This window comes from Algoriphagus boritolerans DSM 17298 = JCM 18970, from assembly GCF_900108085.1.
GTDB classification, from domain to species: Bacteria; Bacteroidota; Bacteroidia; order Cytophagales; family Cyclobacteriaceae; genus Algoriphagus; species Algoriphagus boritolerans.
In genome coordinates this window covers 1-19,106 of record NZ_FNVR01000002.1, presented here as the reverse complement: position 1 = coordinate 19,106, position 19,106 = coordinate 1, and the positions used below count along the sequence as shown (strand labels likewise).

Sequence of the window (19,106 nt, the reverse complement as noted above, 5' to 3'; positions counted from 1 at the left end):
TCATGAAACCCATCAGACCGAAACTTACGCTTCTTACTGCTTTTTTCGTGTACTTTCTTGGTGGTGTTTCACAGATCAGTTCTCTTCATGCGCAGGAAGATAAATTTACTTTTCAAACCATCGGTGTAGAACAAGGACTGAGCTCCAGCAATACCCTTTGTCTGCATGTGGACCACTTAAACAGAATTTGGGTAGGCACGATGGATGGGCTAAACCTGTATGATGGACAAAGAGTAAAAGTTTTTCAGCAATCGGAGCTCAATCCAAACTCTCTTTTAGGTCACCATGTAAAAGATATTCTTCAAAAAGAAAATACACTTTGGGTACTTACCACTACAGGAATCAGCTCTTTAGATCTCTATAATCTCAAATTCACCCAATACCCTCTAGAAGGTGTTAGGGCAATCACCGCATTTGAAGATAAAATTCTTGTTTCCACTGGAAATGGAATAAAGGAATTGGATGAGGAGGCACGAATAATAAAAAACAACACCTTATTCCCAAACGAATATCAAAACATATCCGCTTTCTATGAAAATGAACATACACTGTATGCATCCACTTTCAACCAGTGGATAGTGGTATTGGACAAGGCGACACGTAAAATAAAAAAACGTCACCTACCTCAAATAGGCATTGTCAACAGCCTGAATCAAAAAGACGGAAAAATTTGGGTCGCCAGTTACTCCGAAGGCCTGTTTGAATTGGATGAAGATTTAAATATCCTAAAGCATTTTCATGAAAATGGACAGGGGCCATTAAAATTGGTAAACAACAGCGTACGTTCGGTAACAATCGACTCTTCGGGCTTGGTTTGGATTGGGACATTTTTGGGCCTTCATATTTACAACCCTTCAGAGAACACTCTCATTCATCACTATCCTGAAAAAGACAATTTAAAAGGCCTATCACATCAATCTATTTGGGAAATTGTTGAAGACCATCAAAAATCTGTCTGGATAGCCACCTATTACGGAGGCGTCAACTATACAGATAAATCCCAAAGTCTATTCAAGTCCTACCTCGACAAAAGCACTGCAAATAGCGAGGTTGGAAAATTTGTTTTGGGAGAAATCTTGGAAGATGAAGATCAAAATCTATGGATAGCTACAGAAGGCAACGGACTGAAGTTTTATGACAAAAAGAAAGACCAATTAATCAACTACGACTGGTTCAATCATCCCGAATTCAATGGAAAAAACATCAAATCTCTTTGGCTGGAGAAGTCCGGAACCCTGTATATAGGCACACACGAGGGGGGATTATTCAAGCTGAACATTAAAGCCGCTCAGATAGAAAAAATCAACTACCCTACTTCCCCGAGAATAACCATCTTTGAAATAAAACCCTATGAGCAAAACCTTCTCTTGGCCACATCAGAAGGGGTTAAACTCTATTTGAAAGATTCCAATGAAATAGGTGATTTCTTTAAAGACTGGGGGACTGAGATCAAAATCCCAACCGCTACCTCCATTTTGGTGTCTTCTGACAATAATCTATGGATAGGCACCAAAAATGAGGGGGTTTTTATGGCTGATATCTATGAAAAAAAACTCTCGCATTTTTACAAGTACAATTCCAATATTCACAGCAATGATATTTTCAAAATATATCAGGATAGCAAAGACAGAATTTGGATTGCCACTTATGGAGGCGGAATAAGTGTGTATGACAGCTCAAAAGAATCTTTTAAATCTTTCACCCAAGCCAGCCATAATCTACCCAGTAATCTCATCCATGGAATACAGGAAACCAATTTTGATAATTTTTGGATCGGCACAAGCAAGGGATTACTGAGATTTGACTTTAATGAGGAGGCATTTTATAAATTTGACAGAAGTACAGGTTTTCCGCTATCAGACATTAACCAATCCTCACTCCTATTAACTTCACAGGGTCAGGTTTTTGTCGGAGGAGCGGATGGGCTAGTTTCGTTTGATGAAAAAGCAAGCCTAAAAAAAATCCCCCTGGAAAAACCCTACTTTTCTGAGATCTCCGTCAACAATAAACCCTTATTCCCGGTGCAGGGCGGAATTATTGAAAAGGACGTCTCCATAGTAGACCACATCACCTTAAAGCCCGAGCATACTTCTTTTGCCATAAGCTTTACTTCAGGAAATTATCTCCCGTCATACAAAAACAAATACAAATACAAGCTGAACGGATTTGATGAGGATTGGATTGAGCCTAATAGCCAGAATACAGCTTATTATACCAACCTCTCTCCCGGGACCTACACCTTCCTCGTGCGCTCAATTGATCCGCAGTATCAGGACAATTTCTTGGAAACATCGCTTGAGCTGAAAGTTGAGCCTCCATTTTTCAAAAGCAATCTAGCTTACTTCTTCTATGCGATTTTGGCAATAGGGCTTTTAGCCATCATCAATTACATCTATTTATACCGCACACGACTTTTGGACCAACTGGAATTGGAAAAAAAGTCCACTGCCCAGATGCTTAAAACCAACAACCAAAAGCTTGAATTCTTTACAGATGTTTCGCATGAATTCATCACACCCCTTTCCATCATTACAGGAACGCTTGAAGGCTTGATGCAACAAAATCGGCTTTCTGAATCCGTCATTAACAGAATCCAGATTGCGTATAAAAGTTCTGACAGATTAAAAAGACTGGCAAAAGAACTGCTGGACTTCAGAAAATTGGAAAATGGTCACCTGAAAATAAAAGCATACGAAGACAATTTCAGTGATTTTGTGAGGACCGTTTTCAAATCCTATGAAAAAATCGCTGAAGACAAGCAAATCAACTACACCCTCGACTTACCCGATCAAAGTGTCTTTTTGACTTTTGATCCTGAGCAGATGGAAAAAGTACTTTTCAATTTACTATCCAATTGCTTCAAGTATCTTCCGGAGAGAAATGCTGCCATCAAGTTGACGTTAATAGAGTCACAAGAGACTATTGTATTAAAAATTACCGATAACGGCATTGGAATTGCCGAACAGGATGCGAACAAAATTTTTGACCGCTTTTATCAGATAGAAAATATCCACAGAAACGAGGGAAAATACGGCACAGGTATAGGATTGGCACTTTCAAAGGGCATCATAGAAGCACACCACGGAGAGATTTGGGTGGAAAGCGAATTGAACAGAGGGTGTACATTTCACATTAAACTCAAAAAAGGAAAAAGTCAGTTTGATTCCAATGAGCTGTTGGGAGTCAACCCACATACTTTTGAAAATAGCACCTTTGCCTCAGCCTTGGATACCAAGCTGGAAAACAGTCCTCCCATACTTAAAAATGCTCCAAAAATCCTCATCGTAGATGACAGCGAAGATTTCAGGACTCACATCAGAAGTTTCCTTTATGAATATTTCCATATCATAGAAGCTTCCAATGGACAGGATGGATTTGAAAAGACCCTCCAGGAACAACCAGACCTAATCATAAGCGACGTGGTGATGCCAATCATGACCGGTACTCAAATGCTTGACAAAATCAAACGGAATCTGAGCACAGCGCATATACCTGTCATACTGCTGACCGCAAAAATCGAAACCGAAATGAAGATCGAAGGACTGGAACATGGTGCAGACGATTACATCGCCAAGCCTGTCAATCCAAAAATCCTTACGACAAAAATTTACAATATCCTCAACAACAGGAAGCTTGTCCGTCAGAACTTTAAAGAAAAAAAGAAATTAAAAATCAAACAGGCTTCATTGTCCAAAGAAGACCATGACTTTATCAGCAAAGCAAAAAATATCGTTGAGGAAAACATAAGAAATGAAGAGTTCAACGTAAATCTTATGGCCCAGGAATTGGGAATGAGCAGAACAAAATTTTACTCCAGATTGAAATCCACCACGAACAAAACCCCAAATGACTTTATTCTGGACATCAAATTGATCAAAGCTTCAAAACTCATCCTCAAAGAGCCTAATATGACTATTGCGGATATCGCCACTCAAACGGGATTCAATACCGCCCGGTATTTCAGTCAGTGCTTCAAAAACCATTTCGGAATCAGTCCCTCTCAATACTTACAGCAAGAAACAAAAGATAAAGTCCAAGATTAGTTTGAAAACACAAAAAAAGCGCTCCAAATTTGGAGCGCTTTTTTAATAATTTGATGAGTTATTAATTGAAAGTAAATCTCAATCCAAATTGAACTCTGTAAACATCACCGATTCCACCTGTTGGCTGGTATGTATCAGATATTAAATCAGGGCCAACATTTCTTAATCTAAATACTGGAGCACCGGAAGCGTCTGTACCTCTTGGTATTAAAATTCGGGTATCAGTGAAAGTTTTGCCTGTTCCCCAATCAGTGTTCAACAAGTTACCTACGTTCAAGATATCCACTCGGAATTCCAAGAAACTATTCTTGTTGGTAGTGAACAATGTCTGAGAAGCGCTGAAGTCTGCTCTGAAAACCATTGGCATGATAACGGCACCTCTTTCTGCTATTCTACCCCTGTTTGCGCTCAGATATTTGTCTTGCGCTATGTAGGCTTCGAAGGCCGCTACTTGGTCCGCTACGGTAAAGGTTGATCCAGAAGAACTATATTCCTCAAAATTCATTTCGCTACGATTTGCAGGAATATAGATTAAGTCATTAGAGAACCCACCGTCACCATTGTAATCACCACCGTAAACATAGCTACCAGTTCCGATCGTTCTACCTTCCCAGAATAACGAGAAGGAAGTGTTTCCAAATGAGAAAATATCCTTGGTATAATTCAAAACAGCTACAGCTCTATGACCTAGGAAGTTTCCTGAAAAACCCAGACCAGGATTGTTTGGATCACCTGAGTGCTGGTTATTGTTCCAAGAACCGAATGCAATGGAACCTGGATCAATAGTATTTCTTGCTTCACCATAGCTATAGAAAGCCTTAGCATAGAAGCCTTTGGAAAGTGCTTTCTCCAAAGAGAATGATGCTACCCATGAATTACCAATTGCTTGATTTGATAAGGTTACAGCGTTGTCAATATTTGAATTGATTCTGTTTCCTTGAGTCCATCTAGGTCTAGGATCTGGGCCTGCATAGGCTGTATTCGGTTGAGAAAGGTTAGCATTATAATACGAAACACCATTCACGTCCTTATTGTAGATGAATTCGGCAGTAGCAGTGATACCGAATGGCAATTGCTTATCCACAGCGATGTTTGTTCTCCATACTTGAGGAAACTTAAAGTCCGGTTCAGTTAATGCCAATTCATACCTTGAAGCAGGGGCTCCTGTAACAGTAGAAGGTTTGTAAGCATCAGGATCCGGATTAAATGGACGCTCAGTGGTATTATCAAGTCGATCAAAACCGGTCAGTACTCCATTGTTCCCGATTTGGTTAGAAATCCAAACATAAGCTGGAGGGCCGGTAAAAATACCTGTACCGCCACGGACTTGGAGCGTTTTATTATTGTACACGTCCCAGTTAAATCCAGCTCTTGGAGACCAAAGAATGTTTGGATCAGGCAACTTTTCAGTTTGGAATTTAACTGCTTCACCTGCAGGATTTCTGAAAGTCAAATTTTCTGCTTCCGAATTTCTAAAGCCAGTTTCCCCAAAGAACGGAACATCTGCACGTAGTCCAAGCGTAAGATTCAAGTTGTTCCTAACGGCAATTTCGTCTTGAATATAAGCGCCTGCATAGGTTACTTTCAACGGCTGTACAGGCTTTTCCTGACCAGGAATATTACTGTATCTAACTTGAAATCTTCTCAATTCTACTTCAGAAGGAACCGAATTTCCATTTGCTAAGAAATTGTTGGCGTCTGTGTAAAAATCTTCAAGGGAGTTATACACATAAGCAGACTGCGATCCAGGGAAGAACACGTTCTCTGACTCATAGCTTTGAAATGTAATCCCGCCGGTATACGTGTGTTTTCCTTTGAATAACTGAAGGTTGTTCTGAAGTTGAAAAGTACCATATCTCAATTCGTTGCTTGGAGTAAATGGCTCAAATCCAAAAGAAGTATAAGTCGAGCCATCTTTTAGAATATCTACCAAAGGAAAGAAATCCCCTCTAGAAGCTCTACTTTCGTCCTGATAGGTATAGCCCACAATCAAATTGTTGGTCATACTTGAACTGATTCGCGTATTCAATTCGCCGATGATAGATCTTATATTCTCAAGAATCTGATAGTTTGTATTTTGGAAGTTAAGCGCATTCACACTGCTTCTTCTTCCTCCAAATCCAAGTGAAGATGAGTTGGACGCAAGCACGTCAGTGAAAGAGTCCAAATGGTTGTATCTGACACTTAGTTTGTTTTTGTCATTGATGTTGTAATCCAACTTGATCAAAAACTTGGTAGCTTCAGTGCTGTGATCGTATCCCTGGAAAGGCCCAGTCTCGTAACCAAAGTTTGTTCTTAGGAAATTACTTAGTTCAGTAAGATCAGAAGCTAGTACACGGGTTGTATTTCCGCCAATAGGTTCACTGCCTGAATTGGCACGGAAGTTTGTACCAGGCTCAGTGGTTTTTTCATCTTCAAAGGACGCAAAGAAAAACAATTTGTCTTTAATGATTGGGCCACCAACCCGGAAACCAACTTGACGGTATTTGAATTCTCCAGGATCGAAAGTATTGTCACCAGCTTGGGTACCTACATTGTCCTGATTTCGGAAAAAGTAATATGCAGATCCCTCTACATTATTTGTACCGCTTCGGGTTACTGTGTTAACACCTGCTCCGGTAAAATTTCCCTGTCTGACGTCATAAGGAGCAATATTCACAGAAATCTGATCGATTGCATCCAAAGAAATTGGTGCCACACCGGTCCGGTCTCCTGGCTGAGAACCAAGTCCAAAAGAGTTGTTGAAGTAAGAACCATCTACGGTGATGTTGTTCAATCTACCATCCTGTCCGGCGAATGAGTTGCCAGAAGCTTGAGGGGTTAATCTTGTAAAATCTCCAATTCTTCTGGAAATAGTCGGCAGGGAAGAAATCTGCTGATTGCTGACAGCCGTGTTTGCACCGGTACGATCCGAGCTAAACGTTGAGTTTCGATCAGCAGTGACTAATATTTCTGATAATTCAGAATCACTATCTGACATCGAAAAGTTTACAGTAGCGCCAGAACCTAGGCTAAGGATAATTCCTTCTTCTGTTCTGGTATTGTAACCGATAAATGAAGCTACAATCGTATAAGGTCCACCTACTCGCATCCCTGGGATGGAATATCTTCCTTCAATGTTGGTAACTGCACCATATCTGGTACCTGATGGCGTATGTGTTGCCACAATGTTTGCACCCGGCAATGCCGCACCAGTTTCATCCACCACGGTTCCATTCACACTGGAGGTGGTCACGCCTTGTGACAATGCATAACCTGTGCTCAGCACAAGCAGCATCATTGCCAACAAGTTTTTCAGTAAATTTTGCCTCATAATTTTTTGTTTTGGTAAAAGTTGGTTTTGATTTTTACGCGTTACAAAGGTAAGCCGACAACCAAGGATGTAGAGGTAGTTATCGTTAAATTTTGACGCCCAAATTTCACAATAATTAACATAACCTTAACATGTTATCTCAAACAATTTTTCATTTTTTTCAAAAAAGTCAGGCAAATTTTAACAACCTTATTAAGATTGAACAAAAAAATCAGGAAAATTGAATGAAAATTAAACCGGTTTTAAGAATGGCTTTTGTCGATTTATCAGAACAGATCAACTTGTTAAAGTTTCTGCGCGATCTTTTCATTTATATTTAGCCCTTAACCCAAAATATTATTCCATTGAGAGATAAGAATATCATCTGGCTTTATTTGTTTTTGCTCGCCTCTCTGGTCGACATCGCTTTCTTGATTGAAAGTAATTCTGAAATGAGATTTTATTCGAAACCCCTGATTCTTTTGGGTTTGATAATTTATTTCTATCAGATTACCAAGCCAATAGCTTCCACTCTTTTGACAAAATCCATTCTATCGGCCTTGATTTTTTCTTGGATTGGCGATATTCTATTGCTTTGGCCTCAGCTGTTTGTCTATGGGCTTGGTGCTTTTTTCATGGCCCAAATCTGCTACATCATTGGCTTCAAACTCGCTCAGCGAGGTCCAAACAGATTGGATCAGGTGAATTTTATCAAACTATTCTTCTTCAATCTGCCCATTTACCTAACAGCAGCTTTTACGTTCTACCTGATCAACCCAAACCTAGGCAGTATGAAAATTCCGGTGATTCTCTACCTCATCGTAATTGTGAGCATGGTCGCTACGGCAAGGGATCGCTTCAAAAAGTGTAATCCCGCTTCTTTCTGGCAAGTATTTATTGGTGGGCTCTTCTTCTTCATTTCTGATGGCACGATAGCCATCAGCAGATTTTTTATGGACTTCCCGGAATCCGGGATTATCATCATGGGAACCTATGTCATTGCACAACTTCTCATTGTAATGGGTATTCGATCTTTTCTAATTGATCATAGATAGAAAATTGTCCACGGACGACGGTCAACAGTCCACGGTAGGTACAAATGAACTTCAATCCTCATTTGAACTGGGTTCTGTTAAGAAATCGGGAATGAAGAATTTTAATAAAGACTTTGGCCTCATTCTATATTCTGCAGCGTTCAAATCAAAACAGAAGGATTTTTCCTCAAATTACCGCTACTGTGGACTATCGACTGTGGTCAGTTGACCAAATCATTTCTTCAAACTGACTCTAATCGAAAGCTCTTCCAACTGTTCGTCGGCAATGGTACTCGGAGAATCGATCATCACGTCCCTTCCTGAGTTGTTTTTGGGGAATGCTATGTAATCCCTGATCGAGTCCGACCCTCCAAAAATGGCGCAAAGCCGGTCAAATCCAAAAGCAATCCCTCCGTGTGGCGGTGCTCCGTATTCGAAGGCTTCCATCAGGAATCCAAACTGCTTTTGAGCTTCTTCGTCAGAAAATCCCAGGTGCTTAAACATCAATTGCTGAGTAGGGCGGTCGTGAATACGAATCGAGCCACCTCCTATTTCCACACCATTGATCACCAAGTCGTAGGCATTGGCTCTGACAGCTCCAGGATCGGTTTCTAACAAAGGAATGTCCTCACGCTTGGGTGAAGTAAACGGATGGTGCATTGCATGGAATCTCTGGGAATCTTCATCCCACTCCAAAAGTGGGAAATCAACCACCCAAAGTGGCTTAAATACTGTTCGGTCACGAAGTCCAAGATCCTCTCCCATTTTCAGTCTCAGTTCAGAGAGCTGCTTTCGGACAGTTTTGGTTTCTCCACTCAACACCAAAATCAAGTCGCCTGGAACCGCATTGAATGCGTCTGCCCAAGCTTTCAGCTCCTCAGTCGAATAAAATTTATCTACACTGGATTTGAGTGAACCGTCGGAATTATATCGGAGGTAAACCATTCCTTTTGCTCCAATTTGTGGACGCTTCACCCATTCGGTCAATTCGTCGATTTGCTTACGGGTGTATTCAGCCGCCCCTTTGGCACAAATGCCGACCACCAGTTCGGCATTGTCAAAAATCGCAAAGCCTTTTCCTTTGGCAAGGTCATTTAATTCGACAAATTTCATGTCAAATCGGAGATCTGGCTTATCGTTGCCGTAACCTTTCATCGCTTCCGCAAAGGTCATGTGCTCGACATAGCCCAGTTCAATTCCTTTGACAGAGGAGAAAAGATGCTTTACCAGTCCCTCAAAAGTTTTAAGAATATCCTCTTGGGTGACAAAAGCCATCTCGCAGTCGATCTGCGTAAATTCCGGCTGACGATCTGCACGAAGATCCTCGTCCCGGAAGCATTTCACGATCTGAAAATATCGGTCAAACCCACTGACCATCAGCAATTGTTTGAAGGTCTGCGGGGATTGAGGCAATGCATAAAATTCACCCGGATTCACCCGGCTTGGCACCACAAAGTCGCGCGCACCCTCAGGAGTAGACTTAATCAATACTGGAGTTTCGACTTCTATAAAATTTTGTGCATCCATGTATTTTCGGGTTTCTTGCATCATTCGGTGACGCAATTGAAGTTTTTCCCGGATTACATTTCTGCGAAGATCGAGGTAGCGGTATTTCATCCGCAGTTCTTCTCCACCGTCGGTTTCGTCTTCTATTATAAAAGGAGGAACTTTAGCGGCATTCAGAACCTCCAGTTGACTTACCTTGATTTCAATCGAGCCGGTTGGGATTTTATCGTTTTTGGAGGTTCGCTCGATGACTTTCCCACTTGCAGACACAACAAACTCACGACCTAAATCCGCTGCTTTTTCAAATAAAATTTTCTCAGTGGATCCTTCCTCAAAAATCAACTGAGTCACACCGTAGCGATCCCGTAGATCCACCCAAATTAAGCCTCCTTTATTACGGACTCGCTGCACCCAGCCCGCGAGAGTGACTTCCTGATTGACATGGTCGAGGCGCAATTCGCCACACGTATGAGTTCTCAACATTTCGATTCCTTGATTTTTGGGAGATCAAAGATAAATAATTGATGCAGAGATCAGCATTCCTTTTTTGAAGATTCGCAACAAAAGGTAGAATTTGATTCTAAAATGTCGTGTTTTCTTCGAAAAAATTTAAAAAGTTATAAACAGACTTTTTTACTTTTCTTTTACTTTTTGCAACATTGCGGCATGAAAATTGGCGTTTTATACGGAAACGGGGCCTTCCCGTTTGGATTAAAGTCTTGAAATTCTTTCTTTAGTCCATAATTCTTTTCACCCCTTTATAAATCAGCGATTAATGAACAACAAAAGGATTGGTATAGCGGCTCTTATTCTTACGCTGGGAGTCGGCGCTATGGTCCAATTCGGCAACCTCAACTCAAGCCCGATAAAGGAAGAAGTCATCGTTGCCGTAGACAGTACCGGAATCGAACAGGAAAAACAGGTCTTTCTTTACGGAATCAATGTCACGGGCCTGAGTATAGTGGAAGGAACAGTCAGTAAAAACCAAACTTTAGGTTCAATCCTGACGCCCTTCAATGTTCCCTATCAAATTATCGACGAAATCGCCAAAAAGTCCAAAGAAGTTTTCGATGTCCGCTGGATTTCAGCCAATAAAAAATTCACGATCCTCCAGTCCGCTGACTCACCCCAGGCACAATTTTTCATCTACGAACCCAATCCTGCTGAGTATGTCGTCTTCAATCTCGATTCCATGGAGATTTATAAAGCGGAAAAGCCAGCGATCGTAAGGAAGCGTGAAATCGGAGGTGTAATTGAGACCTCGCTTTATGTAGACATGGTCAAGCAGGGGATTTCTCCTGAGATCATTGATCAGTTTGCCGACTTATATGGTTGGTCCGTGGATTTTCAACGCTTACAAAAAGGAGACCTTTTTAAAGTTGTCTTTGAAGAAAAAATCATCGATGACCAGGTGGTCAGCGTTTCAGAGGTACAATTGGCTTATTTCGAACACATGGGTCAGCCTTTTCACGCGATACCTTTCGAGCAAAATGGTCAGGTTTCATTTTTTGATCAGCACGGAAACAGCTTCAAAAAAGCATTTCTCAGAGACCCACTCAAATACACAAGGATCAGTTCAAAATACAATCTAAAACGTTTCCATCCCGTTCAGAAAAGATACAAACCCCATCTTGGAACAGACTACGCGGCTAAAACCGGAACTGAAATCCGAACGGTCGGTGACGGCACCGTGGTAGAGGCCAGATACAGTGCTGCAAATGGGAATTATGTGAAAATCAAACATAACGGTACCTACACTACCCAATACCTTCACATGTCCAAAATCGGAAAAGGCATTAAAGCCGGGACTCGGGTAAGTCAGGGACAAGTGATTGGCTATGTAGGAAGCACGGGATTGGCTACAGGTCCTCATTTGTGTTTTAGATTTTGGAAAAACGGAAAACAGGAAGACTGGCTGAAAGAAAAAATTCCACCTTCTGAGCCTGTATTGGAAGCAAACATATCCTCCTTCAATGCTAAAAGAGATGAATCCCTCCGATTGCTGGCTGAAATCAGTACAACAGGAGAAAAGAAGTTGGTAGCTGAAATGCCAAACCAAACTCAGACAGCTGAACAATAGAATTTTTCAGTTTATTCGATTAAAGTATCCCAATGGTGGATTTGATCGGTTACATTTCGATCAAATCCACTTTTGCGTTTATGCTCCAGGAAAAATCCATACGAATCAATAAGTACCTCAGCGAAGTCGGATTTTGCTCACGTAGAGCCGCGGATAAGTTTCTGGAAGAAAACAGAATCACCATCAATGGAAGACTTCCAGAATTAGGAACCAAAGTTTTTCCTCAGGATGAAGTTCGTGTGGATGGAGAATTGGTGGGAAAACCTAAAACTATCCACACCTACATCGCTTTCTACAAACCTGTCGGCATAGTATCGACGACAGATGTCATAGGTGAAAAGAACAACATCATCGATTTCATTGGGCATCCGGAGCGCATATTTCCAATCGGTAGATTGGATAAGGACAGCGAAGGGTTAATTCTATTGACTAGCGAAGGGGATCTCGTCAACAAGATTCTCCGGTCCAAAAACAACCATGAGAAGGAATACATTGTGGCGGTAGACCGACCCATAGACGCGAATTTTGTTCGAAAAATGTCGAGTGGAATCCCAATTCTCGGGACTGTAACGGATCTTTGCAAAGTCGAATTGATCAGCCGATTTAAATTCCGGATCATTCTTACGCAAGGACTCAACCGGCAGATTCGCCGAATGTGTGAGTTTCTGGGCTACACGGTCAAGCAGCTTAAGCGTATCCGGATTATGAACATTCATCTAGATATCCCTGTGGGAAAATGGCGGGATTTGAGTGAAAAGGAATTGGGAGAACTCAACGCCCTAATTGCGGATAGCTCTAAAACTTTTGATTAGGCAGAGAAGGCGCTTAATTTCCAACTTTTATTTCTCAAAACTCTTTCAGTAAAAGAATAATTCTGAAAGTGAGGGGATTTTCTGTTGACCACTATGCTTCCCCTGTCTTCGGTCTACGGTCTTCCAGCCAAATCAATGGGAATTAGTTAATATTCGGAAAAGAAAGTTTTTCATTTCTCTTTCTGATAGACCCGCACATAATCCACCAAGTATTCCCCTGGGAAAATACTGGCACTTGGATCGCCTCCATTACCCCCTATTGCCAGATTTAATAGCAAATAATGGGGCTGGCGAAACGGGTTAAATCCATCCGGATTGAGTGTTTCAGACAAATCAACCTCATTCAGCAACTGATCGTCAAGGTACAATTTGATCGCCCTCTCGGTCCACTCCATTTTGACGAATCTACTTTTCCTGGTTCGTTAAACTCATCCTGCCAAACCAGAATATAGCCGAATTTTTTCGGATCAAAGTTTCCTTGGGCTAAGCAAATGCTGCATAGCAGCGTCAATAGGCCCAGTAAATTATATTTCATTTTTTTGAAGTTTATCAACCTAATTATGATTTAGGGCTTTATCAAACAAAAAAACCCCCAGAAATCTGGAGGTCTTTAGATTAAACTTATCAATCACTTACTACATGGTATCGACTTTTTTCTGTCTGCCGGTGTAGCCATAGGAGGACTTGCCCACTCGGAGTTCTGTCCTGCGGTTCAGCTGGTGCATCGCCGGGGTGCAGGTCACCTCATCACAGTTGTGGATCGGCTTGGTCTTGCCAAACCACTGCGACTCCAGTCTGTTGTCTTCCACTCCCCGGTTCTTCAGGTAGTCTTTCACCGTCTGCGCTCTGCGCTCGGACAGCTTCTGGTTGTAGGCCTCGTCTCCACGCTGATCGGTATGACCCTCGATGTACAGCATCAGGTTCGGCATCCGCTTCAGCATGATCGCCGTACGCTCCAGCTCGCTCTTGTGCACCGATCTGAGCATCGACTTGTCAAAGTCAAAGTAGATCGTCGGTATGTCGTTGATCTCTTCCTGGATCTTCTCGAAGATATCCTCCGGCTCGCAGAAGTCCATATCCTTCAATTCCTGTGGGATATCATACTCCTTGGTCGGGTCCGGGAAGGCTTCCAGCACCAACTCCGATCTTCTGTTCAGCTGGTGGTTATCTTCCGCACACGGTTTGCCGTTGCCGCAGTCGTTGACCAGCTGGCTCTCCCCAAACCACTCCAACCTTACCCGGTCAGAGTCAATTCCTTTTGCTCCCAAATATTCGGTCACCGCCTTTGCCCGGTTGTTGGACAGTACGATGTTGTACTCGTCACTCGCTCGGGAGTCCGTATGCGAGGCTACCAGCAGATCCAGGAAGCTGTACTTCTGCATCAGATCGGCCAGCTTGTCCAGGGCCGGCATCGCATCCTTTCGGATCATAAACTTGTCCAGGTCGTAGTACACAATATCCACATGGACCGGCAACTGATACGGAATCGGTACCAGCTTGTATTCTCTTTTTACCGTATCCCCGGCAAAGCCTTTGGTGGTAATGCTCTCGTCTGTCAATGGGAAGTATCCCGGCTTGGTGATCGTAATCCCAAAGTCACTCTCCGGCTCCAGTTGGGCCGTCAGCTCTCCTTTGCCGTTCCGGGCAGTAGGCACCATGATCCCCTGGGTCTTATCCCGGAAGGTGGCCAGGTAGCTCTCGGTGATGATCTCCCCGTTGCAGTCCAGTACCCTGGCCAGGAACTGCTTGTACATCTCCTTGGCCATGTAAATGTCATCCAGACCCATGCCCCCTTCCCGGTTCGAAGACAGGTAGACTGTCCGGTCCTTGTCTTCCCGATACCCAAAATCATCGGCAAGCGAGTTGATCGGAGTCCCCATGTTCCGGGTGCCGCTGAATGCTGTCGGTGTATAGCTTGCTTCAAAAATATCCATCCCTCCCAGGCCATTGTGACCCGTGGATGAAAAGTAAAACTTGTTATCCTTTCTGAAAGGATGGGTCTCGTCACCCGCTGTGTTCACCTCCGGACCAAGGTTCACCGGTGTACTGAACACCATGTTCTCATCATATTCTGAGTAGTATAGGTCGTAGCCGCCCTGTCCTCCCCATGCCGGATCTTGATTGTCCGAACTGAAGTAAAGCCGCTTTGCCTGCTCGTCCACATAGGGATGCATCACCGCATACCCGAGTGAATCGTTGTACGGGAAAGCCGTAAACCCTTCCAGGTTTCCGTCAGGATCCACTTTGCTGTAATAGATCTCCGGCTGGACCATGATGTTCCGGTTCTTCTTCACCTTGGTGATCGATCGGGTCACCGAATAAAACAACAGATTCTGCGATGCTGCATAACTCGGATCCGATAGGTACATCGTATTGGGCACATTCGACACCACACGGGTAATGTCCCCTGCCTTGTCCTGTCGGTACACCGAAAAATAGCCCCGGTCCGTAAAGTCACTCTTCTCCGCACTGAATATCTTGTTGCGCCCGTCTATTCGTATACTCGGCATCGGAGTAGGATAGCTCCCCCCTCTGTCCGAGACAAAATACTTGTTGCCCGCCCCGTCCTCGATCATCGAAAAGTCCGATTCGGTACTGTTCAGCTCTTCCATCCCTGCCAGCTTCAACTTACGTGCGCTCGGGGGGATCGATCCCGGAGAAACTCCCAGACTGTCTGCCGTCAGACCTTTCGCCTGGGCAAGGCTCTGGGCCTCTTCAAAATTGCCCGTCAGAATCCCCGTCTGCAGCAACCGGACATAATCTTCTCCCGTCGCTTCCTCATACCCCACTACGGTCTTCCACCAGGTGTACGCCTGGTTGTAGTCCCGAATCTTGTCCTGGGCCAGCGCCGTCTTCCGGGCTGTCTCTATGTTGGGCTTTTTGGCATACGCTTCCTTGTACATATCCAGCGCATGCTGGTAATTCATCAGCTCCATCTGCTGGTCCGCATAGCGAACCTTCGTCTTCTGGGCCGCTACTTCTCCCAAAGAACCCAAAAATATGCCGGCCGTAACCCCGAGTATCGTCAATGTCTTTTTCATGTGATTTCTGTTGATTTTTATTGGCCACATAGCCTGTCCCGATTTTTCTTCGGGAGAATCTCGCATACCAAAAGCCGTATCCAAAAGAACCTTTCCTTTTATACCCATGATATCGGGTCTGTCTTGCTCATGTTGACTCGATTTCATAATCAGAACCATCTTTGGTTTTTCATAACTGCTGTCCGAGGTATCATGTAGAACCCTACCGACAACTCGTGCGAATTGTGTCTGTAATCATTCAGTACGTTCAGGTTCTTGTCATACGCATACCCTATTCTCAACCGGTCCGTGGCGAATACCTCAATAATGGCCGCCACCGCGTTGCGGTTCGATAAATTCTCGTCCAGCGCATCCGCCCAGATGTTGACGTTGGATCGGTAAGATGCCCCAAGCCACAGCCGCTCGAAAAACAGGAACATCCCGTTAATATCGTAGTTGGTAGGAGCTCCCTTCACCTGCTTGATCAGAAAGCTCGGCTTGAAGCCCACGTTGTCCGAAAGGGTCACCATCGCGCCCGCTGTCAGGTAGTAGTGAAAGTCGTGATACGCCAGGGCCATGTCTTCTTTCTCCAGAGCCTTCTTACCGATCATATTGTACACACTAAAGCCCGCATAGAACTTCCTGCTGTTGAAAAACAAACCCGAATTCAGGTTCGGTGTGAACATGTTCACTCTGCCCTGAGGAATCTGTCCGTCGCCCTGATCGTTGGGATCAAACATCGCTCCGTCTATCATGTACTCAGACACGCCTACACTCGCGCCCATCCCCAGAAAACTCTCTCTGCCCACCTGAATCCGGTAAGCATAAGTCAACAGACCGGAGGTCGTCCGGGCAGGACCCAGGTTGTCACTCATCAACGATACCCCGAAACCCATCGTCCCTTCGTTGGCACTCAGGTCCGCTGTCACCGTGAAGGTCTCCGGGGCTCCCGGAAAATCCATCCACTGACTTCGGTACGTAGACTGGATGTAGGGCTCGCCCTTGTACCCCGCATACCCCGGATTGATGTGCAATCCGTTGAAGATATACTGGCTAAACTGTGGGAGCTGCTGCCCAAAAGTCCCTCCGGTGGCCAGCATGGCCACCAGAAAGGTCATTCCTATGATTTTAAAAGTCGTTTTCATGTGCTTGTGTTTTGCTTTTCCAACAGCCACCTGGAATCTCGCAGCCTTGCTGATCACCTCTGGGCCTAACATTTTGATCATGCTCGATTTCATGGCTCTTATCGTTATTCTTTGATTACCTGAATCCATCCCTTGAACTCTGTGGTATCACCCTGTGCGCTCGTCACACGAAGCACGTAGAAGTAAGTACCCGCTACCTGACCGGGTGCATCCCAGTCGTTGCCGTAGTTCGCACGCTCAAGGACGTGGTCTCCGTACCGGTTGAAGATCGTGATGCTGTTGCTCGCATACTTGCCAAGCCCCTGTATCTCGAATACATCGTTTCTGCCGTCTCCGTTCGGCGTGATCACATTCGGAATCCTGAACGGCTCGATCTCCGTCTCGTCGGAATCCTCGTTGTCATCAGGGGTCAGCTCGTCCTGATCCGAACCTACTATCGCTGTGTTTACCACTCTGCCCGCTGCACCTGCCTTCACTCGAATCTGGATCGTCACCGACTCGCCCGCTCCGAGGAACGGTATGGCAAAACTTACATTGTTGCCGCTCACGGTCGCAGTCACCGTCGATCCGCTCGTGTTCGAAGTCACCGTGTAGCTCTGGTAGGTCACTCCCGCAGGAATGTTATCCGTTACCACCACGTTGGTCGCATCGGTCTCCCCGACGTTGCTCACCACCAGCTCATAGTCAAACAGATCGCCTTCGAACACTTCCTCCTGCAGCGCTTCCTTGGTTATCCGCAGATCCGCCTGGTCATTCAGTATCCTGAAGAATACCAGCGCATCGTCGTTGTTGGATGGATTCACCACTTCTCTGAGTACATATCTCAGTGTGTAGTCTCTGATTTCATTCACCTGAGGAATCAGGCTCAACTCTCCGTTGTCGTTGATCAACAAACCGATGATGCCGTCCAATTCCGTGAATTCAAAGTCCACATCTGCCGGATCAGGACGCTCGCCCTTCAGCAAGTCATTGTCCAGAATATTGCCGATCAGACCGCCGTAGCTCAGGAAGTAGGACCCGAAGTCGTCGTCATTGGCGATGATCTCATTCGCTCCAACGCCTACCGATACCTCATCCTCATCCCCAATCTCTTCTTCCGATGGCGTCTGTGCCGTAACCGTAGCCACGTTCAATACTCCTTCCTTGTCCAGGTCTTCCTGAGTCACCGTGTATTCGGTCTCGAAGCTCACTGATTCGCCTGCCTCAAGAACGTCTACCGTTTCCTCAAATCCTGTCAATGGATCTGTTACTGTAACATTGGTCAAGCTTGCATCGCCTGTGTTGGTCACCGTAAGAGTATAGGTGATTACTTCACCAATTCCGCTTATCGTTGATTTGTCCGCCGTCTTCTCAATTTCTATCGTGCAGCGGTTGATTGTCAAGGTTACCGGTGTTCGTTCCGCACTCTCACAGCCTGCCGCTTCGTTCACCGCAGCTGCATAGTAAGTAATGCTGCCTTCTTCCGATAAGCTAGGATCTTCAACTACCGATCCTCCGCTTGGTGCATCGTACCATACCACCTCAAATCCTTCTCCTGCACTCGCCGTAGCTGTAAGAACCACCTCTTCCAAAGAACAGGCCACCTGATCTCCTCCGCTTTGCGGTGCTGTCGGCGTAACCGGCTGTGGATTCACTGTAACCGGGGTGCCTGTGCTGATGCAACCAGCTCCCGATTGTACTGTCACCGTATAGGTTCCCGGCGCTACTCCTGCAAATACATTTGAAGGTTGGTAAGTCTGTCCGTCTATCGAGTAAGTCACCCCTTCAATCGGTGTTACCGTGATTGTGCCTGTTGCTACTTCGCATGTCGGCTGGGTCACTTCAGCAATCGGGGCTACCGGGGTTTCCGGCTGTGGGTTCACCGTTACCGATGTTCCCGCACTCACACATCCTGCCTCAGACTGAACTGTCACGTTGTATGTTCCTGGCTCAACCTCTGTGAAGATGTTTGATTCCTGATAGTCTATTCCGTTGATGGAGTAAGTCACACCGTCAATCGCTGTTACCGTGATCGTTCCTGTTTCAATATCACAGGTCGGTTGGGTCACAGTCGCTTCCGGTGCCAATGGCGTTACCGGCTGTGGGTTCACCGTTGCAGGAGTTCCCTCGCTGATGCACTCACCTTCAACAAATTTTGCTGTCACAATGTAATCACCAGGTGTCAGTCCACTGAA

9 protein-coding genes and 1 pseudogene are annotated in these 19,106 nt (G+C 44.6%); 4 read left to right on the top strand and 6 right to left on the bottom strand.

All coding sequences use genetic code 11. The features are described from left to right. Positions 1–2: 2 nt before the first annotated feature. Positions 3–4,043, top strand: coding sequence for a hybrid sensor histidine kinase/response regulator transcription factor (locus C4S61_RS02215; protein ID WP_103923174.1), 4,041 nt, complete (start codon positions 3–5; stop codon positions 4,041–4,043). Positions 4,044–4,104: 61 nt separating this feature from the next. Here C4S61_RS02215 and C4S61_RS02210 read toward each other — a convergent pair whose 3' ends face one another. Beyond that, entirely contained in the window at positions 4,105–7,356 is a 3,252-nt protein-coding gene (locus C4S61_RS02210; protein ID WP_103923173.1) for a TonB-dependent receptor, read from the bottom strand. Between the two features lie 344 nt (positions 7,357–7,700). Here C4S61_RS02210 and C4S61_RS02205 point away from each other — a divergent pair, with 344 nt between their 5' ends. After that, entirely contained in the window at positions 7,701–8,390 is a 690-nt protein-coding gene (locus tag C4S61_RS02205) for a lysoplasmalogenase (RefSeq protein WP_103923172.1), read from the top strand. Between the two features lie 213 nt (positions 8,391–8,603). On the opposite strand, the gene aspS is transcribed toward C4S61_RS02205, so the two are convergent. Beyond that, positions 8,604–10,358, bottom strand: coding sequence for an aspartate--tRNA ligase (aspS, locus tag C4S61_RS02200; RefSeq protein WP_103923171.1), 1,755 nt, complete (start codon positions 10,356–10,358; stop codon positions 8,604–8,606). A gap of 292 nt (positions 10,359–10,650) precedes the next feature. Here aspS and C4S61_RS02195 point away from each other — a divergent pair, with 292 nt between their 5' ends. After that, complete coding sequence (locus tag C4S61_RS02195; protein ID WP_103923170.1) at positions 10,651–11,955, top strand: peptidoglycan DD-metalloendopeptidase family protein; 1,305 nt, start codon at positions 10,651–10,653, stop codon at positions 11,953–11,955. A gap of 80 nt (positions 11,956–12,035) precedes the next feature. After that, positions 12,036–12,767 (top strand): 23S rRNA pseudouridine(2604) synthase RluF, encoded by a 732-nt coding sequence (gene rluF, locus C4S61_RS02190; protein WP_103923439.1) that lies wholly within the window; start codon positions 12,036–12,038, stop codon positions 12,765–12,767. A 170-nt stretch (positions 12,768–12,937) separates the two neighbouring features. Here the strand turns inward: rluF and C4S61_RS02185 are convergent. The 4 genes and pseudogenes from C4S61_RS02185 to C4S61_RS02170 form a co-directional block, all read right to left on the bottom strand. Next, positions 12,938–13,165 (bottom strand): annotated as a pseudogene (locus C4S61_RS02185) (glycoside hydrolase family 16 protein); the annotation flags it as partial. Positions 13,166–13,402: 237 nt separating this feature from the next. Then, positions 13,403–15,916: an OmpA family protein gene (locus C4S61_RS02180; protein ID WP_235009764.1), complete on the bottom strand. Its 2,514-nt coding sequence runs from the start codon at positions 15,914–15,916 to the stop codon at positions 13,403–13,405. Positions 15,917–15,957: 41 nt separating this feature from the next. Next, the gene (locus C4S61_RS02175; RefSeq protein WP_103923437.1) at positions 15,958–16,932 is read right to left on the bottom strand and encodes a PorP/SprF family type IX secretion system membrane protein; all 975 of its coding nucleotides are present in this window, start codon (positions 16,930–16,932) and stop codon (positions 15,958–15,960) included. 104 nt (positions 16,933–17,036) lie between these two features. Then, positions 17,037–19,076 (bottom strand): T9SS type B sorting domain-containing protein, encoded by a 2,040-nt coding sequence (locus C4S61_RS02170; RefSeq protein WP_160111192.1) that lies wholly within the window; start codon positions 19,074–19,076, stop codon positions 17,037–17,039. Positions 19,077–19,106 lie beyond the last annotated feature (30 nt).

What these genes read in the sequence shown, in the direction of transcription:
- C4S61_RS02175 (WP_103923437.1), bottom strand. Translation starts at nt 16,932, where the DNA reads ATGAAAACGACTTTTAAAATCATAGGAATGACCTTTCTGGTGGCCATG.
- C4S61_RS02195 (WP_103923170.1), top strand. Translation starts at nt 10,651, where the DNA reads ATGAACAACAAAAGGATTGGTATAGCGGCTCTTATTCTTACGCTGGGA.
- C4S61_RS02180 (WP_235009764.1), bottom strand. Translation starts at nt 15,916, where the DNA reads ATGGGTATAAAAGGAAAGGTTCTTTTGGATACGGCTTTTGGTATGCGA.
- C4S61_RS02215 (WP_103923174.1), top strand. Translation starts at nt 3, where the DNA reads ATGAAACCCATCAGACCGAAACTTACGCTTCTTACTGCTTTTTTCGTG.
- aspS (WP_103923171.1), bottom strand. Translation starts at nt 10,358, where the DNA reads ATGTTGAGAACTCATACGTGTGGCGAATTGCGCCTCGACCATGTCAAT.
- rluF (WP_103923439.1), top strand. Translation starts at nt 12,036, where the DNA reads ATGCTCCAGGAAAAATCCATACGAATCAATAAGTACCTCAGCGAAGTC.
- C4S61_RS02210 (WP_103923173.1), bottom strand. Translation starts at nt 7,356, where the DNA reads ATGAGGCAAAATTTACTGAAAAACTTGTTGGCAATGATGCTGCTTGTG.